The sequence below is a fragment of the Jeotgalibacillus campisalis genome, assembly GCF_000829515.1.
In the GTDB taxonomy this organism is placed as follows: Bacteria; Bacillota; Bacilli; order Bacillales; family Jeotgalibacillaceae; genus Jeotgalibacillus; species Jeotgalibacillus campisalis.
Genome location: NZ_JXRR01000018.1, coordinates 13816 through 37895, shown reverse-complemented (window position 1 = coordinate 37895; position 24080 = coordinate 13816). Strand labels below are relative to the sequence as shown.

23 protein-coding genes, 20 tRNA genes, 1 rRNA gene, 1 pseudogene and 1 riboswitch are annotated in these 24080 nt (G+C 43.0%); of the genes and pseudogenes, 37 read left to right on the top strand and 8 right to left on the bottom strand.

Going from position 1 to position 24080, the window contains the following annotated elements:
- Nucleotides 1-73: 73 nt before the first annotated feature.
- From rrf to KR50_RS15045, 21 genes are all read left to right on the top strand, one after another.
- Nucleotides 74-189 (top strand): 5S ribosomal RNA (rrf, locus tag KR50_RS15145).
- 18 nt (nt 190-207) lie between these two features.
- Nucleotides 208-283 (top strand) — tRNA-Val (locus KR50_RS15140).
- A 5-nt stretch (nt 284-288) separates the two neighbouring features.
- A tRNA-Thr gene (locus KR50_RS15135) sits at nt 289-364 on the top strand.
- 10 nt (nt 365-374) lie between these two features.
- Nucleotides 375-450 (top strand) — tRNA-Lys (locus KR50_RS15130).
- A 31-nt stretch (nt 451-481) separates the two neighbouring features.
- A tRNA-Leu gene (locus KR50_RS15125) sits at nt 482-566 on the top strand.
- Between the two features lie 8 nt (nt 567-574).
- Nucleotides 575-646 (top strand) — tRNA-Gly (locus KR50_RS15120).
- A gap of 12 nt (nt 647-658) precedes the next feature.
- Nucleotides 659-735: transfer RNA gene (locus KR50_RS15115), tRNA-Arg, on the top strand.
- A gap of 9 nt (nt 736-744) precedes the next feature.
- A tRNA-Pro gene (locus KR50_RS15110) sits at nt 745-821 on the top strand.
- 18 nt (nt 822-839) lie between these two features.
- Nucleotides 840-915, top strand: a tRNA-Ala gene (locus KR50_RS15105).
- 18 nt (nt 916-933) lie between these two features.
- Nucleotides 934-1010: transfer RNA gene (locus KR50_RS15100), tRNA-Met, on the top strand.
- A 6-nt stretch (nt 1011-1016) separates the two neighbouring features.
- A tRNA-Ile gene (locus tag KR50_RS15095) sits at nt 1017-1093 on the top strand.
- An 11-nt stretch (nt 1094-1104) separates the two neighbouring features.
- Nucleotides 1105-1197, top strand: a tRNA-Ser gene (locus KR50_RS15090).
- 62 nt (nt 1198-1259) lie between these two features.
- Nucleotides 1260-1333 (top strand) — tRNA-Met (locus tag KR50_RS15085).
- A 7-nt stretch (nt 1334-1340) separates the two neighbouring features.
- Nucleotides 1341-1416: transfer RNA gene (locus tag KR50_RS15080), tRNA-Asp, on the top strand.
- Between the two features lie 9 nt (nt 1417-1425).
- Nucleotides 1426-1498, top strand: a tRNA-Phe gene (locus KR50_RS15075).
- Nucleotides 1499-1523: 25 nt separating this feature from the next.
- Nucleotides 1524-1599, top strand: a tRNA-His gene (locus KR50_RS15070).
- A gap of 24 nt (nt 1600-1623) precedes the next feature.
- Nucleotides 1624-1697: transfer RNA gene (locus KR50_RS15065), tRNA-Gly, on the top strand.
- 3 nt (nt 1698-1700) lie between these two features.
- Nucleotides 1701-1777 (top strand) — tRNA-Ile (locus tag KR50_RS15060).
- A gap of 1 nt (nt 1778) precedes the next feature.
- Nucleotides 1779-1853 (top strand) — tRNA-Asn (locus KR50_RS15055).
- 6 nt (nt 1854-1859) lie between these two features.
- A tRNA-Ser gene (locus tag KR50_RS15050) sits at nt 1860-1947 on the top strand.
- A 7-nt stretch (nt 1948-1954) separates the two neighbouring features.
- A tRNA-Glu gene (locus KR50_RS15045) sits at nt 1955-2026 on the top strand.
- Between the two features lie 219 nt (nt 2027-2245).
- Here the strand turns inward: KR50_RS15045 and KR50_RS15040 are convergent.
- Nucleotides 2246-2890 (bottom strand): TraR/DksA C4-type zinc finger protein, encoded by a 645-nt coding sequence (locus tag KR50_RS15040; RefSeq protein ID WP_041060592.1) that lies wholly within the window; start codon nt 2888-2890, stop codon nt 2246-2248.
- A gap of 193 nt (nt 2891-3083) precedes the next feature.
- On the bottom strand, nt 3084-3995 hold the full coding sequence (locus KR50_RS15035) for a 1,4-dihydroxy-2-naphthoate polyprenyltransferase (protein ID WP_041060573.1): 912 nt from the start codon (nt 3993-3995) through the stop codon (nt 3084-3086).
- Between the two features lie 307 nt (nt 3996-4302).
- On the opposite strand from KR50_RS15035, the gene KR50_RS15030 reads away from it, so the two are divergent.
- The 6 genes from KR50_RS15030 (at nt 4303) to menC (ending at nt 11845) form a co-directional block, all read left to right on the top strand.
- On the top strand, nt 4303-5706 hold the full coding sequence (locus KR50_RS15030) for an isochorismate synthase (RefSeq protein WP_198134264.1): 1404 nt from the start codon (nt 4303-4305) through the stop codon (nt 5704-5706).
- Entirely contained in the window at nt 5703-7430 is a 1728-nt protein-coding gene (gene menD / locus KR50_RS15025; protein ID WP_041060567.1) for a 2-succinyl-5-enolpyruvyl-6-hydroxy-3-cyclohexene-1-carboxylic-acid synthase, read from the top strand. Before KR50_RS15030 ends, menD begins: the two co-directional genes overlap by 4 nt.
- Nucleotides 7430-8242 carry a 2-succinyl-6-hydroxy-2,4-cyclohexadiene-1-carboxylate synthase gene (gene menH / locus KR50_RS15020; protein ID WP_041060564.1) on the top strand — a complete coding sequence of 271 codons (813 nt, stop codon included), beginning with the start codon at nt 7430-7432 and terminating at the stop codon, nt 8240-8242. Before menD ends, menH begins: the two co-directional genes overlap by 1 nt.
- A 37-nt stretch (nt 8243-8279) precedes the next feature.
- A complete protein-coding gene (gene menB / locus KR50_RS15015; RefSeq protein ID WP_041060561.1) occupies nt 8280-9098 on the top strand; it encodes a 1,4-dihydroxy-2-naphthoyl-CoA synthase in 819 nt (272 codons plus the stop codon).
- 192 nt (nt 9099-9290) lie between these two features.
- The gene (locus tag KR50_RS15010) at nt 9291-10748 is read left to right on the top strand and encodes an o-succinylbenzoate--CoA ligase (protein WP_041060558.1); all 1458 of its coding nucleotides are present in this window, start codon (nt 9291-9293) and stop codon (nt 10746-10748) included.
- On the top strand, nt 10745-11845 hold the full coding sequence (gene menC, locus KR50_RS15005) for an o-succinylbenzoate synthase (protein ID WP_041060556.1): 1101 nt from the start codon (nt 10745-10747) through the stop codon (nt 11843-11845). The genes KR50_RS15010 and menC overlap by 4 nt, the downstream gene beginning before the upstream one ends.
- A 66-nt stretch (nt 11846-11911) precedes the next feature.
- Here the strand turns inward: menC and KR50_RS15000 are convergent, their stop codons facing one another.
- The 3 genes from KR50_RS15000 to ytzI form a co-directional block, all read right to left on the bottom strand.
- On the bottom strand, nt 11912-13015 hold the full coding sequence (locus KR50_RS15000; RefSeq protein ID WP_041060553.1) for a metal ABC transporter solute-binding protein, Zn/Mn family: 1104 nt from the start codon (nt 13013-13015) through the stop codon (nt 11912-11914).
- Between the two features lie 97 nt (nt 13016-13112).
- On the bottom strand, nt 13113-13352 hold the full coding sequence (gene yidD / locus KR50_RS14995; protein WP_041060552.1) for a membrane protein insertion efficiency factor YidD: 240 nt from the start codon (nt 13350-13352) through the stop codon (nt 13113-13115).
- Nucleotides 13353-13359: 7 nt separating this feature from the next.
- Nucleotides 13360-13536: a YtzI protein gene (gene ytzI / locus KR50_RS18570; RefSeq protein ID WP_156969541.1), complete on the bottom strand. Its 177-nt coding sequence runs from the start codon at nt 13534-13536 to the stop codon at nt 13360-13362.
- Nucleotides 13537-13679: 143 nt separating this feature from the next.
- Between ytzI and KR50_RS14990 the strand changes: the two genes are divergently transcribed.
- Nucleotides 13680-14123, top strand: a complete 444-nt coding sequence (locus KR50_RS14990; RefSeq protein ID WP_041060550.1) for a Dps family protein — start codon at nt 13680-13682, stop codon at nt 14121-14123.
- Nucleotides 14124-14426: 303 nt separating this feature from the next.
- Here KR50_RS14990 and KR50_RS14985 read toward each other — a convergent pair whose 3' ends face one another.
- Complete coding sequence (locus KR50_RS14985) at nt 14427-14672, bottom strand: DUF6154 family protein (protein WP_041060543.1); 246 nt, start codon at nt 14670-14672, stop codon at nt 14427-14429.
- A gap of 166 nt (nt 14673-14838) precedes the next feature.
- Between KR50_RS14985 and KR50_RS14980 the strand changes: the two genes are divergently transcribed.
- Entirely contained in the window at nt 14839-15222 is a 384-nt protein-coding gene (locus KR50_RS14980; protein ID WP_198134263.1) for a hydrolase, read from the top strand.
- Between the two features lie 173 nt (nt 15223-15395).
- On the opposite strand, the gene KR50_RS14975 is transcribed toward KR50_RS14980, so the two are convergent.
- The gene (locus KR50_RS14975; RefSeq protein ID WP_052477149.1) at nt 15396-16253 is read right to left on the bottom strand and encodes a DUF6612 family protein; all 858 of its coding nucleotides are present in this window, start codon (nt 16251-16253) and stop codon (nt 15396-15398) included.
- A 143-nt stretch (nt 16254-16396) separates the two neighbouring features.
- Here KR50_RS14975 and ytkD point away from each other — a divergent pair, with 143 nt between their 5' ends.
- Genes ytkD through KR50_RS14960 form a run of 3 tightly spaced genes read left to right on the top strand, consistent with a single transcriptional unit; the run spans nt 16397 to nt 17933 of the window.
- Nucleotides 16397-16864 carry an RNA deprotection pyrophosphohydrolase gene (ytkD, locus tag KR50_RS14970; protein ID WP_041060540.1) on the top strand — a complete coding sequence of 156 codons (468 nt, stop codon included), beginning with the start codon at nt 16397-16399 and terminating at the stop codon, nt 16862-16864.
- Nucleotides 16865-16878: 14 nt separating this feature from the next.
- Complete coding sequence (locus KR50_RS14965; RefSeq protein WP_041060537.1) at nt 16879-17676, top strand: alpha/beta hydrolase family protein; 798 nt, start codon at nt 16879-16881, stop codon at nt 17674-17676.
- A 14-nt stretch (nt 17677-17690) separates the two neighbouring features.
- Complete coding sequence (locus KR50_RS14960; RefSeq protein ID WP_041060534.1) at nt 17691-17933, top strand: DUF2584 domain-containing protein; 243 nt, start codon at nt 17691-17693, stop codon at nt 17931-17933.
- Between the two features lie 150 nt (nt 17934-18083).
- Here the strand turns inward: KR50_RS14960 and pckA are convergent, their stop codons facing one another.
- Nucleotides 18084-19676 carry a phosphoenolpyruvate carboxykinase (ATP) gene (gene pckA, locus KR50_RS14955; protein WP_041060585.1) on the bottom strand — a complete coding sequence of 531 codons (1593 nt, stop codon included), beginning with the start codon at nt 19674-19676 and terminating at the stop codon, nt 18084-18086.
- Nucleotides 19677-19856: 180 nt separating this feature from the next.
- A riboswitch (SAM riboswitch) is annotated at nt 19857-20002 on the top strand.
- Nucleotides 20003-20160: 158 nt separating this feature from the next.
- On the opposite strand from pckA, the gene metK reads away from it, so the two are divergent.
- The 5 genes and pseudogenes from metK (at nt 20161) to KR50_RS14935 (ending at nt 23976) form a co-directional block, all read left to right on the top strand.
- A complete protein-coding gene (gene metK / locus KR50_RS14950; RefSeq protein ID WP_041060532.1) occupies nt 20161-21360 on the top strand; it encodes a methionine adenosyltransferase in 1200 nt (399 codons plus the stop codon).
- Between the two features lie 96 nt (nt 21361-21456).
- Nucleotides 21457-21816 carry a DUF4181 domain-containing protein gene (locus KR50_RS14945; protein ID WP_041060530.1) on the top strand — a complete coding sequence of 120 codons (360 nt, stop codon included), beginning with the start codon at nt 21457-21459 and terminating at the stop codon, nt 21814-21816.
- Between the two features lie 59 nt (nt 21817-21875).
- Nucleotides 21876-22051: pseudogene (locus KR50_RS18335) on the top strand (methionine adenosyltransferase domain-containing protein); the annotation flags it as partial.
- A gap of 183 nt (nt 22052-22234) precedes the next feature.
- Nucleotides 22235-23329 (top strand): sensor histidine kinase, encoded by a 1095-nt coding sequence (locus KR50_RS14940; RefSeq protein WP_041060528.1) that lies wholly within the window; start codon nt 22235-22237, stop codon nt 23327-23329.
- Nucleotides 23326-23976 (top strand): response regulator transcription factor, encoded by a 651-nt coding sequence (locus KR50_RS14935; RefSeq protein ID WP_041060527.1) that lies wholly within the window; start codon nt 23326-23328, stop codon nt 23974-23976. The genes KR50_RS14940 and KR50_RS14935 overlap by 4 nt, the downstream gene beginning before the upstream one ends.
- Nucleotides 23977-24080: the final 104 nt, after the last annotated feature.

Below are 24080 nucleotides of genomic sequence, written 5' to 3'. Positions count from 1 at the left end.
GCGATTACTCGCTTGTTCGTTTGTTTTGATGTCTTATCCAGTTTTGAAGGCGCGAGCCTTTCTAGTAATAGCGTCTAGTGATAATTGCGAAGAGGTCACACCCGTTCCCATGCCGAACACGGCAGTTAAGCTCTTCAGCGCCGATGGTAGTTGGGGGTCTCCCCCTGTGAGAGTAGGACGTCGCTAGGCGGTATTACATAATGTAGTGGAGAATTAGCTCAGCTGGGAGAGCATCTGCCTTACAAGCAGAGGGTCGGCGGTTCGAGCCCGTCATTCTCCACCATTCTTGCCGGTGTAGCTCAATTGGTAGAGCAACTGACTTGTAATCAGTAGGTTGGGGGTTCAAGTCCTCTTGCCGGCACCAGTTTTTCTTTGAGCCATTAGCTCAGTTGGTAGAGCATCTGACTTTTAATCAGAGGGTCGTAGGTTCGAATCCTACATGGCTCACCATTAACTGCTCAGATGAAAAGCACAAGTATATGCGGGTGTGGCGGAATTGGCAGACGCGCTAGACTTAGGATCTAGTGCCGCAAGGCGTGGGGGTTCAAGTCCCTCCACCCGCACCATATACCATGCGGGAGTAGTTCAGTGGTAGAACACCACCTTGCCAAGGTGGGGGTCGCGAGTTCGAATCTCGTCTTCCGCTTAGGTTAAATATGCGCCCGTAGCTCAATTGGATAGAGCGTTTGACTACGGATCAAGAGGTTAGGGGTTCGACTCCTCTCGGGCGCGCCATACATATTTCGGGGAGTAGCTCAGCTTGGTAGAGCACTTGGTTTGGGACCAAGGGGTCGCAGGTTCGAATCCTGTCTTCCCGACCATTATTTTTTTCCCTATAAGGGGCCTTAGCTCAGCTGGGAGAGCGCCTGCCTTGCACGCAGGAGGTCAGCGGTTCGATCCCGCTAGGCTCCACCATTTTTATAAATTTCATTCGGCGGCGTAGCTCAGCTGGCTAGAGCGTACGGTTCATACCCGTGAGGTCGGGGGTTCGATCCCCTCTGCCGCCACCATATCAGGGACCTTTAGCTCAGCTGGTTAGAGCAGACGGCTCATAACCGTCCGGTCGCAGGTTCGAGTCCTGCAAGGTCCACCATCATTTTTTCCGGAGGAATACCCAAGTTTGGCTGAAGGGATCGGTCTTGAAAACCGACAGGGGAGTCAAATCCCGCGGGGGTTCGAATCCCTCTTCCTCCTCCATTTTCATTTAATAGATTACAGACTATAAGCTGTAAAATTTCAAAGCTTATCACTAATAACGACGCGGGGTGGAGCAGTTCGGTAGCTCGTCGGGCTCATAACCCGAAGGTCGCAGGTTCAAATCCTGCCCCCGCAATTACTAAGGTCCCGTGGTGTAGCGGTTAACATGCCTGCCTGTCACGCAGGAGATCGCCGGTTCGATCCCGGTCGGGACCGCCATTTAATTTAGGCTTTGTAGCTCAGTCGGTAGAGCAATGGACTGAAAATCCATGTGTCGGCGGTTCGATTCCGTCCAAAGCCACCTTTTTCTTTTTTTATACATTATGGCGGTTGTGGCGAAGTGGTTAACGCACCTGATTGTGGTTCAGGCATTCGTGGGTTCGATTCCCATCAGTCGCCCCATTTTTATTAAATTTCATACTCTTTGCGGGTGTAGTTTAGTGGTAAAACCTCAGCCTTCCAAGCTGATGTCGTGAGTTCGATTCTCATCACCCGCTCCAAAGGGGCCTATAGCTCAGCTGGTTAGAGCGCACGCCTGATAAGCGTGAGGTCGGTGGTTCGAGTCCACTTAGGCCCACCATTCCACAGTAGCTCAGTGGTAGAGCTATCGGCTGTTAACCGATCGGTCGTAGGTTCGAGTCCTACCTGTGGAGCCAATTTATGGGGAAGTACTCAAGTGGCTGAAGAGGCGCCCCTGCTAAGGGTGTAGGTCGCGTAAGCGGCGCGAGGGTTCAAATCCCTCCTTCTCCGCTCTTCTGGCCCGTTGGTCAAGCGGTTAAGACACCGCCCTTTCACGGCGGTAACACGGGTTCGAATCCCGTACGGGTCATCTTTCAAACACATTCAATTGAATGTGTTTTTTTTTTGTAAAACTTATTAATAGGATAAGCTTACTCATCCTATTTGTTTAAGCAGACTAAAAGAGGCTGAGACAAATGTCTCAGCCTCTATCCAATAGAATGACTGCCTTATAGCGGACGCTTTAAGATCATGCCAGGCCTCAATCTTGTCCTCGCTGCCTATAATCGCTATGTTTTGTGCATCTTTGTTACTCTTTATTGTTATAAATTCTGCGTTCTTTTCCTTCTAGATCGTTTCCGACTTCTTCTGCTTGTTCATCAGTTTCATTTATGGAGTCATCTCCATCTTCATGACTTTCGTACATTTCATCATAATCTTTTTCGCCTCCAGCCATGTCAGATGGAGTTTCAGACGTTCCATAGCTTGCTGCTTCGCTAAAGCTGTTTTGATAATCGCGAACCTCTCCATCTTCTGAACGAAGCGGGTGGTCTGTCGATGGAGATAGAACGGTTTCTTCACTTGGTCTGCTCTGAGGATCATTTTCATCCACTTTGTCAGCTGCTTCCACCACTGTAAGGGCTGTTGGCATTGCTTCCAAGCGTTCTACAGGAATATCCTTGCCAGTTACTTTGCACACTCCATATGTGCCTTCTTCAATCGCTTGCAATGCTGCCTCAACCTTTTCTAGTTCATCCTCTGAGTGTTCGTTAAGTGCAAGATCGAGCTCTTTATCTAAAAGATCGGTCGCATTATCTGCGGGATGATTATCATATTGAGATAGTTCAGTGGAGTATTCATCTGCATCCACTTTATCGTTAGGGTCTTCAGTCAGTTCTTCCTTTAGTTCCAGCAATTTCTGTTTAAATTTATTTATTTGTTCGTTTGATAACATGTTATTCACTCCTTAAAGTATAAAAGCTAATACGTTTAGTTTATCCTCTTTGCAAAAAACGAAACCTCTTAACTGTTTAAAATGAGAGGAAGCGTAAATTAAGATGGTTATTGTATGCAGCGGGTTTCAATTGTAAAAAAAATAGAATGCCTTTGCGGACTAGTATCTAGTTCGTAAAGGCATTCCTCTTAATTTAGGTAAAGTAACCGATTAAAAATCCGATAGAAAGCAAAAATCCGAAGATTGTATTGGTTTGAGCGGTTGCTTTCATTGCGGGCATCATTTGCATCGGCATGGTTTTACCGATGAATCCAGTTGTAGCTTTGATTGCTTTTGGCACACTCAGAAAGGAAATAAAGAGCCAAGGGGAGACAATCCCTGTACTAATTAACACGACTACAGTTCCGTATGCCACAGCAAACATAGCGGCCAGCAAATAAATGGCTTTCTTTCGGCCAAGCAAAATGGCGATGGTTTTGCGTCCATTTTCTTTGTCACCATCGAGATCCCTGATGTTATTGGCTAATAAAATAGCACCCACTAATATCGAAACGGGAAGTGAAACGAGCATTACCACAGAGTTTATCGTTGCAGTCTGAATGTAATATGAAATTAAAATAATAACAAATCCCATAAAGAAGCCCGCTGTTATTTCTCCAAATGGGGTATAGGCAATCGGCAGCGGTCCTCCTGTATAAAAATAAGCTGCTGCCATGCATACTAATCCCACTGCGGCAATCCACCATGAGCTATTCGCACAAATGTAAATCCCAAGAATGAGCGCAATTCCAAACAATAGAAAAGCAAGACGGATTACTGTTTGCGGTTTTACACCATTTCTTACAATTGCTCCGCCAATTCCGACGGATTTTTCGTTGTCCAATCCGCGAGTGAAATCGTAATATTCATTAATCATATTTGTAGCTGCCTGGATTAAAATGCTTGCCAGCAGCATGGCTAAAAATAATGGCCAGTTTAAATCTGTGGATTCTAGCGCCAGTACGGTTCCAAGAAAAACTGGAACAAAAGCGGCAGTCAATGTGTGGGGGCGTGTGAGCTTCCACCAGATTTGAAAGCCATGATCTCGTTCAGGCTGAAGGTGCATAAGCTGTTCTCTCCTTATAAAAAGCTATATATTAACGTTTTGTGACAAAAAAAGTCCATTTTCAAGTGTATTGAAAAGCAAGCTGTTTTGTCAATGACCTGCTTGAATTTCGTAGATGTACAGTATCTTTATTATACTGCATTTTTATTAAGAATAAATGAGAAAAGAAAGAGTTGCATAATTCAATGTATTCACTCGACATGCCTGCGTTATAAACAGTTGTGTTTCGTTGACATCATAACAAAAACAGGTGTATCTTTAAGAGAGAGAAACTTGTTCGTAACAGTGATTTTTGGGGGGAAACATGGTGAGAATTTTACAACAATCACATGGGCTTGCTGCTTTTGAACGTGCAATCAGTCTTGCCCATCAGTCCAAACGGGAAGTCCTCTTCAGTCAAGTCACGCTAATTGACGAAGTGGACCCTCTGCAGTTTTATGAAGCGGGGTACAAGCTGTACCAGGGAGAGCGCTCTTTTTGGCAGGATCGGACAGGGGAACTAACACTTGTTGGTGCCGGAAACGCTCAGACCTTTACTTCAAACAAAAAAAATGAACGATTTATCGATATAAAGAAGCAATGGAATGAATTTCTGTTGGAAGCGGTTCGTACAGGAGAGAATCATGCAGGGACGGGACCGGTAGCAGTAGGAGGCTTTTCTTTTGATCCCAGACAGGAAGCTGAGCTGGAATGGACGAATTTTTCCAATGGGTATTTCCAGCTTCCTTCTTTTATGCTTACAGTTAACGCTAAAGGGGACTGTTTTCTCACAAGCAATATTGTCTGCTCAGAATTTGACGATTCCAAGAAACTTTGGGAGCGGATGCAGGAAGAGAGAAACCAGCTGCTGTCTGATACAGAAGAGTCCATGAAAGATGTTTCTGTTATTAAAACGACTGAAATTGAACCGGTCAAATGGAAGACTTCCCTTACTTCTGTTGTAAAGCGCTTAAAAAAAGGTGAAATGGAAAAAGTCGTTCTAGCTAGAAAAATATTGGTTGATTTTGATGGCAAGAAAAGATCAGATACCGTTCTTGAACGATTGCGGGACGATCAGTCTGCCAGCTTTATTTTTTCACTTGAAGTTTTGGATAGCTGTTTTATCGGTGCTACACCTGAAAGACTTGTAAAAAAATCCGATGAACATATCTTGTCTACTTGTCTTGCAGGATCGATTGCAAGAGGAGCTACTTTAGAGGAAGATCAGCATCTTAGCGATCTCTTGCTGAATGATGAAAAAAATCTTCACGAGCATGAGCTTGTTGTAAGAATGATTACCGAAAATCTAAAAGACTTGTGCAGGGAGGTAACGGTGCCGTCTTCTCCTGCTCTCATGAAAATAAGAGATATACAGCACCTCTACACTCCGGTAAAAGGGATTGCTCAAAAAGGCATGTCAGTTGTGGATTTCGTAGATCGCCTGCACCCGACTCCTGCGCTCGGAGGTACGCCGACTCATCTGGCAATGGATGTGATTCAAAAAGAAGAAAAGATGAACAGAGGATTTTATGCAGCTCCTGTAGGTTGGATGGATGCTGAAGGAAACGGTGAATTTGCCGTGGCTATTCGATCAGGTTTGCTTCATGACCGCCACGCTTATCTTTATGCCGGTTGCGGGGTGGTAAAGGATTCAAATGCTGAGAGTGAGTATCAGGAAACACTGATTAAATTCCGGCCAATGCTTCGGGCGGTAGGGGGAACCATGCAATGAGCCATCAGGAAACGTTAACGTTGTATGTCAGCACGTTTATACAGCAATTAATCCATGGAGGGGTGACCAAAGCCGTAATTAGTCCAGGCTCAAGGTCTACTCCTCTCGCTTATTTATTGCAGGATCATCCGCAGATTGATTGTCATGTAAACGTGGACGAGCGATCTGCTGCTTTTTATGCGCTTGGAATGGCAAAAGTAAGCGGCCGTCCAGTGGTGCTGGTTTGTACATCCGGAACCGCTGCAGCCAATTACTACCCTGCAGTGGTTGAGGCACATTATGCCCGCATCCCGCTTTTAGTGCTTACAGCAGACCGGCCGCATGAACTTAGAGAAGTAGGGGCTCCGCAGGCAATTAATCAAATTCATTTATTTGGACAGCATGTAAAATGGTTTTCAGATATGGCGATACCTGAAGATCGGGATTCTGTTATACAGCATGTCTCAAGATCAGCCGTCAAAGCACTGGCAAAAGCGATGGATGCTCCAATGGGACCTGTTCATCTTAATTTTCCGTTTAGAGAGCCGCTTTCTCCAGTTTTGGGTCAATGGAAGACAGCGCAGACACAGACCCCGGTTTCAATTATGACTGGTGAAAAAACCATTTCAGAAAAGGATGCAGTACGACTATCCAAACAAGTGAACGAAGCAGAAAAAGGAATGATTATTGCAGGACCGACGAATGATCCTCATGCCACTCAGGCATTGTTGAATCTGGCAGACAAAACAGGTTTTCCGCTTCTTGCAGATCCGCTCAGTCATTTAAGAAGCGAGCTGTATGAAAGCAACGCGCTGATTGAGGGCTATGATGCCTTTTTGAAAAGTGATGAAATAAAAAAACTGCTGAAGCCAGACTTTATCATTCGATTTGGTGCCATGCCTGTTTCAAAACCTCTTTTGCAATTTTTATCCCCTTTAAATGATGTGCCGCATTTGCTTGTCGATCAGGGAACAGACTGGCGGGATCCGTTGTCTTCTGTAACTGAGTACATTGACTGCGATGAAAAAAACATCAGCGAGGCTATTTCTTCGCGGGCAGATAGAGATCCTGCTATTGCTTGGCTTGACTTATGGAAGAAGATTAATCAAACAAGCATTGAGGAAATTGAACGCCATACACAAAATGAAAAAGATGAAGGAGCCGTTATTGGCCGTATTCTTCGCTCTCTGCCTGCTAACTGTCATGTTATGGCAGGAAACAGCATGCCGATTCGGGACCTTGATACATTTTGGACCCGTCACGCCGGTCCGTTTACCTTATGGGCAAACCGGGGGGCAAATGGAATTGATGGGGTGGTTTCTGCTGCGTTAGGAATTGCCGCTGAAACAATGGAACCAGTGTATTTAATAATCGGGGATTTGTCGCTGTTCCACGACTTAAATGGTCTGCTTGTTGCAAAACAGCATCCCGTGAACCTTCACATTATTGTGTTAAATAATAACGGGGGAGGAATTTTCTCCTTCCTTCCGCAAGCAGCGGAGCCTGTGCATTTTGAAACGCTGTTTGGAACACCGCCATCTCTTGATTTTTCACATGCTGCAAAGCTGTACTCACTCTTTTATCAAAAACTGGAATCGATTGAGGATGTTGAAGCAGGGATTGAAGGATTACAAAACGAAAAAGGCGTTACCATAACAGAAATTTTGACTGACCGGAATGAAAATGTCCAAGTGCACCGGGCACTTTGGGAAAAAGTAAAAGCTGCTGTCAGCGGAGTGTTGTAATGGAGATTTCAATACGACAAGCAAAGTATTTTGTCCATATTGAAGGACATGGCAGCCCCGTTTTGTTTCTGCATGGCTTCACGGGTGACAGCTCAAGCTGGGATTCGATTGTAAAAATCGTGTCAGCTCATGCGCAATGCATTTCCATCGATCTTCCTGGTCATGGAAAAACCGTTATGCCAAAGCAAGACCCTTCACGCTTTTCAATGGAGGAGGTCTGCAGGGACATTGGCTTGATTCTTGAGCACTTGAACATTCCTATTATTGATGCTGCCGGTTATTCGATGGGCGGCAGGACTGCACTTGCATTTGCTGCTTTGTATCCTGAAAAAGTAAGGAAGTTGATTCTTGAAAGTGCATCTCCTGGATTAAAAAGCGTGAATCAAAGGGAAGATCGTAAACAGCAGGACGAGAATCTCGCTCGTTTTATTGAGAGAGAAGGTATGGCTGCTTTTGTAGACCTATGGGAAAACATCCCTTTGTTTAACACCCAAAAAAAACTTGCATCTGAATTGCAAAAACAAATACGTGTAAAGCGTCTGCAGAATAAGCCTGAAAACCTTGCGGCAAGCCTGCGGGGAATGGGCACCGGCAGTCAGCCATCCTTGTGGGGAACCCTCAAAAAGCTTGAACATGAGACGATTCTTTTAACTGGAGAACTCGATCAAAAGTTTTGTAAAATTGCAGATGAGATGGAAAAATGGATGCCAAACGCAAAAAAATGGGTGATTCCTGAAACTGGTCATGCAATTCATGTGGAACAACCCGAAAAGTTTGGTACAATAATAAAGGAGTTTTTAATTAACGACTAGGCAACTGGTCCACTACATATAAAGGAGGTTTCTTTTCATGACTCGAGAGTGGGTACAGGAACGAAACTATGAAGATATTTTATACGAAACGTACAATGGCATTGCGAAAATATCGATCAACCGTCCGGAAGTACGCAACGCATTTCGTCCAAAGACAGTAATGGAGCTTATCAATGCGTTCGCTTACGCACGCGATGACTCAAGCATCGGCGTAATCGTGCTTGCTGGTGTAGGAGAAAAAGCATTTTGCTCAGGCGGAGATCAAAGTGTACGAGGACACGGTGGCTATGTAGGTGAGGATGAGATTCCTCGTTTGAACGTTCTTGATCTTCAGCGCTTAATACGTGTAATTCCAAAACCGGTTATTGCGATGGTGTCTGGTTATGCAATTGGGGGAGGACATGTGCTGCATGTAGTATGTGATCTGACGATTGCTGCTGACAATGCTGTATTTGGACAAACCGGCCCTAACGTTGGATCATTTGATGCAGGTTATGGCTCGGGCTACCTTGCACGAATCATCGGCCATAAAAAGGCAAGAGAAATCTGGTTCCTTTGCCGTCAGTACGATGCACAGGAAGCATTGGATATGGGTCTTGTAAACACGGTTGTTCCACTGGATCAGCTTGAAGATGAAACCGTTAAATGGTGTGAGGAAATGCTTGAAAAGAGTCCAACCGCCCTTCGTTTTATCAAAGCAGCTATGAATGCAGACACAGACGGTCTTGCAGGTCTTCAGCAGTTTGCCGGAGATGCTACATTACTGTATTACACGACAGAAGAAGCAAAAGAGGGCAGAGATGCTTTTAAAGAAAAACGCAAGCCAGACTTTGGCCAGTTCCCGCGTTTTCCTTAATGTAACCATTCAAGCCTGCGGGAAATCCTGCAGGCTTTTTTTAGTACGATGAATCGGAGGAGAGATATTGGTTCTTTTTTGTACCTGTGTCACTTAATACAGTAGCAGGAAGTTCTGGGTGCTATAATGGGTGTACGAAAACGTATGGAAACAGCTAATTTAATTTGTCTATTGAGGAAAGGGGCTTCGGAAGTGAATCCTACCAGTCATTGGCTGACCAAACGTGCAGCCTTAACGCCAGATCGTTCAGCTTTATCCTTTCAGGGATCCGTCTGGACATTTTCAGAGATGCTTGATGAAACGGTTCTGATAGCACGTAAACTGCAATCTCTTCATTTAACGGATAAACCTGTGGCAATGCTGATTCATAATTCAGCAAAAGCCGTTTTTTTAATTCATGCCTTACAAAAAATTGGTGTTGAGGCAGTGATGATCAATCCGCGGCTGCAGGTTCAAGAGTGGTCGTTTCAGTTAATGGACAGCGGGGCGCAGTGTTTGATTGTGGAAAAAACGTTGTATGATAAAGCAGTAAGTTGCCGTGAAGTGCTGCCTGTCCATAATATTGAGAATATTGAACAACGGACGCCATCATCCGATTCACTGCCTCAAAGGAAACGTGATAATTGTTCCATTATGTACACTTCGGGTACGACAGGAAAACCGAAGGGCGTCCAGCAATCCTATGCAAACCATTTTGCCAGTGCAGTAGGGGCTGCGATTAACCTGGGGCTTGACCCAAATGATCGCTGGCTATGTGCTGTCCCGATTTTTCATATAAGCGGCTATTCTATTTTAATGAGAAGTGTCATCTATGGAAATCATGTTACTTTGTATGAGAAGTTTGATGAAGGGGCTGTACACAAGGAATTAACTGAGGGAACCGTAACGATGATTTCGGTGGTCGCAGCTATGCTCTCAAGGCTGCTTGAGGTAAAAGGCAGTGAGCGGTATCATCCGAATTTGCGCTGCATGCTCTTAGGAGGCGGACCAGCTGCTGAGCATATTTTGGAAAAATGCTTTGAGGATGAGATTCACGTTTATCAAACGTATGGCATGACCGAGACCACCTCCCAATTTGCTACACTCGGACCTGAAGACAGCAAAAGAAAAATTGGATCTTCTGGCAAGCCTTTATTCCTGAATGAAATAAGAATCGTAGATAAAGAAAAAAATGAATGCAGGGAAAAGATGGCAGGAGAAATTACGGTAAAAGGGCCTGCTGTTATGAAAGGTTATTTGAATCGTCCATTAGCGAATGAATCATCCTTTAAAGATGGCTGGTTTTATACAGGTGATATCGGCTATCTAGACGAAGAAGGTTTTTTGTATGTTCTTGATCGCCGGTCGGACCTAATTATTTCAGGTGGAGAAAATATCTACCCTGCTCAGGTTGAAGCAGAGCTTACTTCGCATTCTGCTGTCATAGAAGCGGCTGTAATCGGCAGGAAAGACAGTGAATGGGGAGAAGTGCCTGTCGCTTATGTGGTTAAGTCTGTCTCTTCTCTAAGTGAACAAGAGCTCATGGCATACTGCAGGGACCGACTCGCCGGGTACAAGGTGCCCAAAGAAATAATCTGGATGGACAAGCTTCCGAGAAACGCTTCCAACAAATTACTGCGCCGTGAACTGAAGAAAGGCGGGATGCTGTGAACATCATTCAAATTGACCTTCATGTCATTGAAATGGAACTCGTTGCCCCATTTGTGACAAGCCTTGGCAGTGTGTCGAGACGAAAAGGAATTCTAGTAGAAGCACATGATCAAAGCGGACTCACTGGATATGGGGAAGCAGTCGCCTTTTCAACACCCTGGTATACAGAAGAGACGGTTGATACGTGCTTTCATATGCTAAAAGATATTCTTGCGCCATTGCTTTTGAAGACTGCCTTTTCGCACCCGGAAGAGGCGGCCAAAAGGATGTCTGCTGTCAGAAAGAACCCTATGGCAAAAGCAGCTCTTGATATGGCAGTATGGGATCTTTACGCAAAGAAAAAAGGTGTGCCTCTTGCACAGGTAATTGGAGGAACGAGAAAAGAAGTTCTGGCAGGCATTGCAGTAGGCGCAGCAACGACAGAAGAGATTCTCGCTCAAATAAAGCAGGCCCAGCAGGACGGCTATAAAAGGGTTAAAGTGAAAATTGGACCTGAAAACGATCTTGAACGAATTCAAGCCATCCGTGAGACGTATCCTGATATGGCAATTTTAGCGGATGCAAACTCCTCTTACTCTTCAAATGAAGAAAAATTAGATGCACTTGACCAATTTGATCTCCAAATGATTGAGCAGCCGCTTCATCAAGATGATTTAGTTCAACATGCAGCGCTTCAAAAAAAATTAAAAACACCCATTTGTCTCGATGAGAGCATCACTTCCTTCCATGCTGCCTGGAGTGCCATTCAGCTCGGCAGCTGCCAAGCTATAAATATAAAAATTGGGCGTGTAGGAGGCGTGACAGAAGCGCTCCGCATTCACGATCTTTGTGTAAAGGAGGGCATACAGGTATGGTGTGGAGGAATGCTTGAATTTGGTGTTTCAAGAGCTCATAACATTGCTTTAGCTACTCTCAAGGGGTTTTCTATTCCAGGAGATATCTCTTCATCTGCACGCTATTGGAAACAGGATATAACGACACCGGAAGTGAAAGTAAATCAAGGTATCGTGCAGCCTTTTCAAGAAGCGGGCATTGGGGTGGAGATTGACTGGGAAAGAGTAGAGGAAGTGCGTATTCATCATGAGGTGTTAAAATGAAAGTGAAAGTTGCATAAGTTGCCTTAAAAAAAAGCCGATCCCATTTAATGAGATCGGCTCTTACATTTATTCTGCCTGCAGGGCTGTGCGAAGTGTTTCAATATTTTTTTCCATTAAAGAAAAATAATCTTCATCGTTATCAATGTCTTCTTCTGTCAAAACAGAAAGATTATGAAGCTGCAGAGCATCTGCGCCAATCTCCTGCTGAATGACTTCCGTTAAATTAGATGAAACATTTTGTTCAAAAAGGATATGCTGAATATTATTTTCTTTCGCTAACTCAATAATTTTAGTTAATTCACGCTGAGATGGCTCATCACTCGTTGAGATGCCTGCAATCGCATTTTGTTCAAAGCCATACCGCGTTTCCCAATGTCCATAAGCCGCATGGGATACAAAAAGCTGGTTGAGCTGAGCATCTTCCCCCAACTCTTCAAAAGAGTGATCAATTTCATCAAGTTGGGAAATAATTTCTTCATAATTTTCGTTAAAGTACGCTTCCTGCTCTGGCATTGCTTTAACAAGAGAATCCTTTATCGATTCTGCAAGTGATTTTGAAAGAACTGGATCAAGCCAAACGTGGGGATCAACATCACCATGATCATGTCCCTCATGTCCTTCATGAGCGTGGTCTTCTTCATCGTGAGCGTGCTCTTCTTCATCGTGAGTGTGCTCATCTTCATCGTGAGCGTGGTCTTCTTCGTCGTGAGCGTGTTCTTCTTCATCATGAGCATGTTCTTCTTCGTCATGAGCGTGTTCTTCTTCGTCATGAGCATGTTCTTCTTCATCATGACCGCTGCTGCCTTCGAGTTCTTCATCTGACAGATAATCAGCAGTTGGGACCATTACTAACTCCTGGCTTTCTAGTACATCTGTTGCACTATCTACAAAGCCTTCCAGACCAAGTCCAATATAAAAGAATAAGTCACCTTCAGCAAGCTTGATCATATCCTGCTGGGAAGGTTCGTACGTATGTTCATCTGCTCCAGGGGGATAAATCGTTTCAACTTCAACATACTCTCCGCCAATTTTCTCGGCAAAGTCCTGAAGTGGATAAACAGTTGTATAAATGTCCAACTTTTCATTTGAATCAGATGAAGATTCTGTATTACATGCTGCCAAGATCCAGGTTGTGGATGAAAGAAGCAAAATCCAAGCAATTTTTTTCAATTTCTTTACACCTCTTTTTTAAATAGTAACTATTACGATTTATAACCAACAGAGCATAATATACTATGATTTCTTTAAAAAAGCAAGAAGAAAACCATCAAGATTTTTCTTTTCTTGATGGCTTCTTTTCGGGCACGTAGTCAAATCCGCCCGGATGAAAGGGGTGACATTTTAAAATTCTGATCATCGTCAGCCACCCGCCTTTTAATGCGCCGTGTTTTTGAATGGCTTCCATTCCATACTGGGAGCAGGTAGGATAGAACCGGCAGCTGGGTGGAGTAATAGGGGAAATATACTTACGGTAAAATGAAATAATTGACAGAAAAAGCTTACTCATTTATAAATCACCTCTCATCAGTAGAAGATGAATTTGAGGGAGGTTCTGGGTTGGTCTTGTTTTTTTCAGGCAGCGGGTCAACGGTATGTTCATAATCATATCCGCGGTTCGTTGCAATAATAAATAGGGCAGTAATCAAAACAATAACCAGAATTGACAAAAACATAAGGCCAGTTAGAGACATGAATTTCAACTCCTTCCATTTCAGTTTATCATTCGGTGGGGATTTTTTCTGCTTTACTGTTTTCATCGGTAGCTTGTAGTGTGTTTAAGATAAAGGTCAGGTGGTAAACATTAAGTATAGATTGCCCATTAGGAGGATGAATAATGTCTCAAGAACTTTTAGTTCAAAACGTAAACAGACAAATTGCAAGCTGGACCGTTCTTTATACCAAGTTACATAATTATCACTGGTATGTTAAAGGACATCAGTTCTTCACACTTCATGAAAAATTTGAGGAGCTTTACAATGAAGCAGGCATTCACATTGATGAGCTTGCGGAACGTTTACTGGCTCTTCAAGGCAACCCTGTTGCCACTCTAAAAGAATCTTTGGAGCTTTCACTTGTTCAGGAAGCATCAGGCAATGAAGCGGCTGACCAAATGGTGGAAGCTTTATATAACGATTTCCAAACACTTATGAGTGATTTGAAGGAAGGAATGGATATTGCAGGAAGCGTCAACGATGAAATGACGGGCGATATGCTGCTGTCTGTTCATCAAAGCCTGGAAAAACATTCATGGATGCTTCGTTCATTTCTTGGAAAATAAGTAAGTTCCTGCTGCACGTCCGCTGTCACCTCCGAAAGGATGACAGAAGACGTGCAGTTTTTTAATTTATGAAAGCTGCATCCAGAAATAGCTGGAGAAATGTGGCACGTTTATCTCAGCAGAAGCAAGGCATCATACGAGTAAAGGATCAGCACCATTTTAAAACGGGTTTGATAACATTTATGTGCTGATCAGCGTTATAAGTAAACTAAATTTCATAAAAAAAAGACTGTCAGATGTCAGAATAATTTCTGACAAGCTAAGCAGTCCTATGCGAAATTTCTATAGAGATGCAGTCATTTCTCAATGGTACAGGTTCTCATTTACTTCGGATGCAGTTTCGCTTTGGTCAAGTTTCCCCTTCAGCGATTCTACTATGTAGAGTCTGATAAAATAAGCCAGCTCTTCCTCCGACATATCCTTCACCATTGAAAGAAGTTCATCCCGGTTAAGCTGCTCCAGAATGGTAAAAGCGATGATATCCAGATCTTCCTGAGTTCCTCGCAATTTTCCTCTGTACATTTCAAGAATTTCATCAACGAGTTTCATTAAAGATTCATCCCCATTTCACGTTGTGTCATGCTGGCCAAAATTCAAAGGGGTAAGTGGTATATAAATAACTATACCCAATATCTCTGAATTAAACCATGAAAAAAATGCTTGAAGAGAAGTCAGTTGGACATACTTTAGAAAAAGATGAAAAGGAGGAGGAACAGTGGAGGAAGCAAAAAAAACGTATTATGTCTCGGTGGCACGGGGGGAAATTAATCGAAGCGGAGAATATTCACCATATGAATTTGTTGTAGATGCAACAGATGATCAGATTAGTGAGCTCCGTTATTTATTTGATCAAAATAACGATATCGGATTTGACAGTGCCGTTCGTGCACAGACTCCGTATGTTCAATATCATGATGATGAACCGAATCGCCAGCAGGACAGTGTTTTAGTGAAAATTTATTCGTATATCCATAAGATCGGCGATGAAGCTGCCGTCAAGCATATTGAAAGCATGGGAATCGTACCTGCTACGAAAGAACATCCATTTATTCAGGTGAAAGGTGATCATAAATCAATACAAGAATCTCCTCCTGAGTAAAATGGAATAAGCTGCTACGTTTATTGCAGGGCAGAAGCTGCTGGATGAATGATACGGTAGACAACCTTTATTAAGTCAAAAAAATGCCTTCATGAACTACGATTCATGAAGACATTTTCATTTTACATCTAGTGTAAACTTTTAAAGCAGTTTCATTATCAGCTATCCTGTCCTTACTGCGTTTCAACAGCAGAATCTAAGATTTCCTGAGGAACCGTTATTTCGTCGATCGTATTGAAATTTTCATACACAGTTTCTGACTGCTGCTCAATTTCAAGCGATTCACCTTCCATCGTCATGATCATCGTCATGTCCATATCTAAACGGGATGGAAGAAAGCTTTCTTTGTCAATCACGATTTCGTACATAACATCTTCGAAAGTAGTATCCTTAAACAATTCTTCTGCAGACATACCCATACCAAGATCAGGCATCATTTCGCTTGTTTGATCAAGTAAAAGTTCGCTAAACTTTTCACCTGAAGCGTTCAGCGTTAAAATGTAAGAAGAATCGTCTTGTTCAAAAGTGAAATCATCCTTAAAAGGTTCAAGCGCTTTTAGCTGCTCATTAGGCTGATTTTGCGAATTGGACAGTTGGATGATCTGGTCTGACATTTCTTTAGGAAGCTTGTTCCATTGATCCGTGGTAAAATCATACATAAAAAACCCATCGTCAGTCAGGTAAGATTCAACTGTCATCGCTTCGTCACTTTGCATCATACCATCACCTGTGGTTTCTACCTTTTGGTAAAGAGCCATAGGTTCTAAAACCATGTCCATTTCAATGGTCGATTCGGTTGTCAGTTCCATTTCTTCACCTGGAAGGGTAAGGTTTTGGTTCATTTGAATGACCGCTTCCATACTAGTAAGGTCTTCACCAGCTTGAACAGATTTGTTAAATACTTGTTCAAGTGTTAAATCTGAATTTTCTTTTTCATTTGAACCATCAACAGGTTCTGCAGGGTCTGAGCACGCTGCAAGTACAAGTGCCAGAGATGCACTAGTTAAACCGATTGTCCATTTTTTTCTCAATGCGAACCTCTCCTTTTGTTTAATTAAATGCTCTTCAATAGGTAGTACGATTAAAAATAGAAAAAGTTTCACATTGACACTAATTTTTTCCACCTGAAACCTATCTAAAGGTGTTTGGGGCCATACGAAAGAGGAGGGGTTATTTGCACGTATTCAATGATTTTGTGGGAAAAAGAGTTCATTTTTCTTTTGAAAAACTCCCTTTTGGGGAATTACCAAAACATGTGTGGATTTTAACACGCTATCAAAACGCATGGGTTGTGACAAAACATAAAAAAAGAGGGCTTGAATTTCCAGGGGGCAAGGTGGAGCCTGGTGAGTCACTGGACCACGCAGCAAGGAGAGAAATTAAAGAAGAGCTGGGTGGAGAAGCCGGCGCCCTGCATTATATTGGTCAATACAGGGTCGGAGATCATCCTCCGTTTATTAAAGCCGTTTATTTTACTGAAATCGTCAAGCTCCATCCTCAAGATCATTACTTTGAAACAGCCGGTCCTCAAAAGGTGGAGGAAGAGTTGAAAAGCATAAGAATGAGAGATGAGTTCAGCTTCTTAATGAAAGACGATGTATTGATTCACGCACTGTTCTATTGGGAAAATTACTTGAAATAGAAAGGATTGAAAAAATGAAAGATGGGGAAATCATATCCAAAATCCCTTTTCCAACTCCAAATCCCCGGGTCGATCTGTTTCTTGTTACGATGTGGTCAGGGGAATTAAAAGTAAAAGGACTTCTGGCAGAGCCAAAAGGCAGCGAGTGTCTGGATGGATTTTTATATTTAAGAGGCGGCATTAAGAATGTAGGAATGGTTCGTCCATCGAGAATTGCTCAATTTGCAGATCAGGGATTTATTGTCTTTGCTCCTTATTACCGGGGAAACAGGGGCGGCGAAGGAAACGAGGATTTTGCAGGAGAAGACCGGCAAGATGCTTTTTCAGGCGTTCGTCTGCTTCAAGCACATTCACGGGTTCTTCCAGATAGGGTCCATGTATTTGGCTTCTCAAGAGGCGGTGTGATGGCGCTGCAGGCGGGTGTAGAATTCCCTTTCCTTGCGTCTGTCGTGACGTGGGGAGGTGTTTCAGATATGATTTTAACGTATGAGGAACGAAAAGATCTAAGACGTATGATGAAAAGAGTCATTGGAGGGACACCTGGTAAAAAAGAAGATGCGTATAAATCTCGTACTCCCTTATATGAAATGGAAGCGATGAACGCACCAGTCCTTATCATTCACGGAGCAAAAGATACGAATGTAACAATTGAGCATGCATACCGATTAGAAATGAGACTGAAAGACTTGAACAAAAAAGTGGAAACGATGTATTTCGCTGAGTTTGATCACGTATTTCCACCGGCTACAAACCGGCAGACCGTGAAGGAACTGTGCAGCTGGATGAAAAAGCAGAAGGCTTATACCTTATAGGAGGAATGATAGAAGTGGGCATGCCATTAGAAGTAAATACCATGATTGTGACAAGAGGAAAAGAAAATAGACAGCAGGAAAACTTTTTTCAGCTTATTAAAGAGGGGTACCGTCTATACCCCATGCATGTACCGCTGGAAGTGAAAAGAACGAAAGAAGGAGAATTAAGCGGCACCGGTCAAATCCATAGGCTTGAGTGGAGAGACCATTCAACGATTATTTCGTATGAGCTGTTAACGCTGCAGTCGAGTAACTGATTCATTTATTTGGGCTGTTTTCAAGCGTGGCAGAAAGCAAGACTGTCATAATGGTAATCGGGACTTAACAATAGGCAAAAAAGCCGGGAATGAGAAACGAGTCGTTTGCATCCCGGCTTTTTTTTTTTTGCATTTTTTAGTCAGAGGCAGTTAAGCGGTTGGTCCTCCGAGCTTAGCAATGCTTTCATCGACCTTCGAAAACTTTTTAAAGTTCTCTTTAAATTGATTTGCCAGTTCCCTCGCTTTTTCTTCATAAGCCGTCTCTGATGGCCAGGCAAATCGCGGGATTAGCACGTCATCCGGTACACCCGGAACATGAGTAGGTGTTTCAAGACCAAACAAACCGTTTTTATTTGTCTCGGCATTGGTCAGCTCACCGTGAAGGGCAGCCCGAACCATAGCGCGCGTATAAGAAAGCTTCATCCGGCTTCCAGTTCCATAGGCTCCGCCTGTCCAGCCAGTATTTACGAGAAAGACTTCCACTTCATGCTCTTCCATTTTTTTACCCAGCATTTCAGCATAAACGGTTGGGCGAAGAGGAAGGAATGGCGAGCCAAAGCAGGTTGAAAACGTTGCTTCCGGTTCTGTCACGCCACGCTCAGTCCCCGCAAGCTTAGACGTGTAACCGCTTAGAAAATGGTACATAGCCTGCTCTTTTGTTAATTTAGAAATGGGCGGCAGCACGCCGAATGCATCTGCTGTAAGAAAAATAATCGTATTGGGATGTCCAGCTTTGCTTGGGTCCACAATATTTGAAATGGCCTGCAGCGGATAGGCAGCTCGAGTATTCTCCGTTAAGGAGGAATCGTTATAATCAGCTTCTTTTGTTTCAGCGTCTAAAACGACATTTTCGAGGACAGAACCAAAACGTATGGCATCAAAGATCTGTGGTTCTTTTTCCCGGGAAAGCTGAATGCACTTCGCATAGCACCCGCCTTCTATATTAAAGACGCCGTTATCAGACCATCCATGTTCATCATCACCAATTAAACGTCTGTCCGCATCGGCAGAAAGCGTTGTTTTGCCTGTACCGGATAAACCGAAAAATAAAGCGACGTCTCCTTCCGGCCCTACATTAGCGGAACAATGCATTGGAAGAATATCTTTTTGAGGCAATAGGTAATTCATAATAGAAAAAATTGATTTTTTCATTTCGCCGGCATACTCAGTCCCGCCGATTAAAATGGTTCTCTTTTCGAAGGAGACAATGATAAAAGTTTCTGATCGGGTTCCATCAGTTGATGGGTCTGCCTTTACGGAAGGAGCGGATAAAATTGTAAAGGGCTTTTCTTGACCATTTTCCCATTGGTCGCCTGTTGCTTGTCTAATAAATAGCTGATGAGCAAACAAATTGTGCCATGCACGTTCATTCACCACACGAATAGGAAGTCTGGATGCTTCATCTGCTCCTGCAAATCCTTCAAATACAAATACTTCATCCAGATCCTGAAGGTGATTCACTACTTTTGCATACAGACGGTCAAATGAGTCTGAAGAAATCGGTTGATTAACACTTCCCCAGTCAATCTGGTCACGTGTCGATGGCTCATCAACCGTATATTTATCTTTAGGAGACCTGCCTGTGTAAGTTCCAGTTTCGGCTTTTACAGCACCTGAGGAAGTCAAGGTTCCTTCGCCGCGTTCCAGAATCTTTTCTACTAAATTGGGTACAGAAAGGTTCCGGTGGACTTGGTCCCTATTCAGTAATTCAGTTACATCAGTCGTTTTTCGGATTATGTTCATCATATTTCCCACCCCTAGTCAAAAATAATCAAGCACCTTTGTTCGACATTAGTATAACACATTCGATTAAATAGTCTATACTATTCAAATGATTTGCTTACTTATTCATTCTACCAGAAAAAGTGATGTGTGAGTTGACATCCCACAATCCTTTGCGTATGATAGTTTTTTGAACGGATACTCTTATCCCGAGCTGGTGGAGGGACAGGCCCTATGAAACCCAGCAACCTGCTCTGCAAAAAAGTCTTCATGACTTTTGCGATTCACTCACTATAGAGCGAAGGTGCTAACCTGTAGCAGGGCTTCTCTGCCTTGAACGATAAGAGTGAAAGGCGCTTCACACACAACCTTTCCTCATTGACTAAGCGGGGAAGGGTTTATTTTATGTCGTGCCATGACTTGGATGATCTGCAAAAGGTTAACGTTCGATCTCTAAGGGTAATGAGTACCGTCCAACATATACGCTTCACAAGGAGGAGACACTATGTCAACAAAACGTCATTTGTTTACGTCTGAGTCTGTTACAGAAGGACATCCGGACAAAATTTGTGATCAGATTTCAGATGCTATTTTGGATGCTATTTTAAAGGATGATCCCAATGCGCGGGTAGCATGTGAGACATCCGTTACTACAGGACTTGTGCTTGTAGCCGGAGAGATATCAACTTCTACATATGTAGATATTCCTAAAATTGTTCGCGAAACGATTAAGGGAATCGGCTATACGCGTGCTAAATACGGCTTTGATGCAGAAACCTGCGCCGTGCTGACATCAATTGATGAGCAGTCTGCTGATATCGCTGCAGGCGTCGATGTTGCACTTGAAGACCGTGAACGCACAATGTCTGATGAAGAAATTGAATCAATCGGGGCTGGAGATCAGGGTCTCATGTTCGGCTTTGCCTGTAATGAAACAACTGAGCTTATGCCGCTCCCGATCTCACTTGCTCATAAATTATCACGCCGCCTGACAGAAGTGCGCAAAGATGAAATTCTTCCTTACCTGCGCCCTGATGGGAAAACTCAGGTAACAGTAGAATATGATGAAAACAATAAACCAGTTCGTATTGATACCATTGTTATTTCTACTCAGCATCACCCGGAGGTCAGCCTCGAACAGATTCAGCGAAATATTAAAGATCATGTAATTAAGCCAGTCGTTCCTGCGCATTTGATTGATGAAGAAACAAAATATTTTATTAATCCGACTGGCCGCTTTGTAATCGGCGGACCTCAAGGAGATGCAGGACTGACTGGACGTAAGATTATTGTTGATACGTATGGTGGTTATGCCCGCCATGGCGGTGGTGCATTCTCAGGAAAAGATGCAACTAAAGTTGACCGCTCCGGCGCATATGCTGCTCGTTATGTAGCAAAAAATCTTGTTGCAGCGGGTCTTGCAGATAAGGTTGAAGTGCAGCTTGCTTATGCCATTGGTGTAGCACAGCCTGTCTCGATTTCCATTGATACGTTTGGTACCGGTAAAGCAGAAGAAGATGTGCTGATTGAACTTGTCCGCAGCAATTTTGATCTTCGTCCTGCCGGCATTATCCGCATGCTTAACCTGCGCCGTCCAATCTACAAGCAAACCGCAGCTTATGGCCATTTTGGCCGTAATGATCTCGATCTTCCATGGGAGCAAACAGATAAAGCGGATGCTCTAAAAGAACAGGCAGCTAAATAAATAAACGGGGATCTCGATCCTGACGTCAGCTGGGATTTTCCCAGCTGATTTTTTTATTGCTATAAAATTGAAATGAAGTAGAGGGGAAAGGATTCAATGACTTTATATATTATCATCGCACTCATCCTCGTGATCAGCAGTGCGATTGCAGAGAAATACTTGTTAAAAAAATACTCAATTACAAGAGACAAGTGGATCTACAAAACAGTTCATCCAAAGCAAAGATGGGTGGAAATGACTGGTGCACTTCTAGCAGCAATATTAATTTTGGTATCTATTTATACGAATATCAATCTTCTTCCGGCAGGCTTATTCATGCTCGTGGCCGTATTGGGGATTCGACTTTGGTTTGAATGGACTTACGACCGGGAGTCGAATAAATACGTGTTGACCATTCTTCGGATGGGGATATTTGCCGGTATTTTTTGTGCAGCTTACTTTACTTTGTTTAACTGAAGCAACGTTTAGTTCCCTATTCACTAGAAATCTCAATAATAAAAACCTGTCTTTGGAATGAAACTTTTGGTACAGGAAAAGCAGAAGAAGATGTGCTGATCGATCTTGTGCGCACCATTTTGACCTGCGTCCTGCCGGCATTATCCGTATGTTAAACCTGCGCCGCCCAATTTACAAACAAACTGCAGCCTATGGCCACTTCGGCGGAAATGATCTTGATCTTCCATTAGAGTAAACGGATAAAGCAGATGCTCTAAAAGAACAGGCAGCTAGATAAAAATGAATCACAATTTTTGCTTCAGCTGGGAATCCCCCCAGCTGATTTTTTTTTGGATGTATTTATTAAAATAACTGCGGTATCATGGCAATATGCAAAGTAATCCTCACAGAGAAGATTTTAGTAAAGGCAGGAATGTATATGAAACAGTTTTGGGTGAGGTTCAGCCTCTTTAGCTTAATTTGGATTCTTATCATCTTATTTCAGAGTGAAAGCAGACCTGTAAGCATCCTGATTTTTGCAGGTGCTTTGAGTGTCTACTTTTTTTTATCCCTTAATAAGAGCCTCTTTTTCCTGTATGTTGTACAGACACTCTTCATTTTATCTCACGGGATTTGGCAGCATACGGAAGTTGGGCTGTATGTAGTGGCATTGTTATATCTTTCAATTGAAGCATCATTTCGAATAAAGCAATCCTATTTTTTTTCTTATATTTTACTGAATTTACTTTTTTCCTTCATTATCACCTTTCTTAGCTACGGTCGGTTTGTTGAATGGCTTCTTCTGACTGTACTTGTTTACTTCCCGGTTTTAAAACTAAACAGGATGATCATGGAACGGAATGAACAAAAGGAAATTTATGAAACTCTTCTAAATGAATACCGTAAAGTAAAGCGATTGAGCATCTCTGGTGAAAGGAATGCCCGGCTCGAGGAACGGACAAGGATTGCCCGCGACATCCATGACTCAGTAGGGCATCGATTGACAGCACTTATAATGAAGCTGGAGGTCCTCACGATACAGGACAATAAAACGGGTTACACAGAGCTAAAGCGAATGGCCCAGGAGAGCTTGAATGAAACCAGGCATGCGGTTAAAGCCCTGCAAACAGAAGAAAACGAAGGAATTGCAACCGTCGTGCATTTAATTAGAAAGCTCGAAGCAGAGAGCCATATTCTTGTGCAATTTACGATGAAACAAGGAGTATTATCCTTCCCAATTTCAAATGAAACAAGTGTTGTGCTTTATCGCGTCTTACAGGAAGCCTTAACAAACGCTATGCGGCATGCTCAATCAAGAGAAGTACATATAACGTTGGGAAAGTCTGCAGCCGATTCATTATCATTTGAGATTCGAAACTCTATATATAAAGCAGAGGCTTTTTCATACGGTTTTGGATTAACCAATATGAAAAAAAGAGCAGAAGAGCTTAATGGGAATTTGGAAGCCTATCAGACTGAAAAAGAGTTTATTGTCAGAGGCGCAATTCCGATTCTATGGGGGGAGAAAATATGAATTTGAACATTTTACTTGTTGAAGATCAGGCAATCGTAAGGCAAGGCCTTAAAATTATACTTGAACAGGACCCGTCTATCCGTGTGGCACATGAAGCAGAAAACGGACGAAAAGCCATTGAAATCCTGCAAAATCACATTGTCGATGTGATTTTAATGGATATCAGAATGCCGGTGATGAATGGCATTGAAGCAACCCGGGAAATCAAAAAGCAGTGGCCGGCAATAAAAGTGCTGATTCTTACTACCTTTAACGATGAAGAATATGCGATGCAGGCTTTAAAAGAAGGAGCGAACGGATTTTTACTGAAAACCTCGGAATCTGCGAAGCTGCTCGATGCTATTTACAGCTGTATGAACGGAGGCTTAACGATTCATGATGAAGTAGCTGCAAAAGTCATGCCGCGATTATTGCAGCGGACTAAAAAAGAAAATCCCAGTAAAGCAACCCACCCGTTTTCATCTCGTGAATTAGCCATTATCAAATTAGTCGGGGAAGGACAGACAAATAGAGAGATTGCAGAAAAGTTGTATTTATCTGTGGGGACAGTTAAAAATCATTTGACATTAATTCTCCAAAAGCTGGATCTTCGCGACCGGACTCAGTTAGCCATTTATGCCGTTCGAAATGAATTAACAGAACACTGAGAGTCGATTCGATTAAAGCTCAATCTAGAAGACCAATAAATAAACAAAAGCATTACATAACCAGAATGCATTCACGAGAAGCTTCTTACTCGTGAGTGCATTCT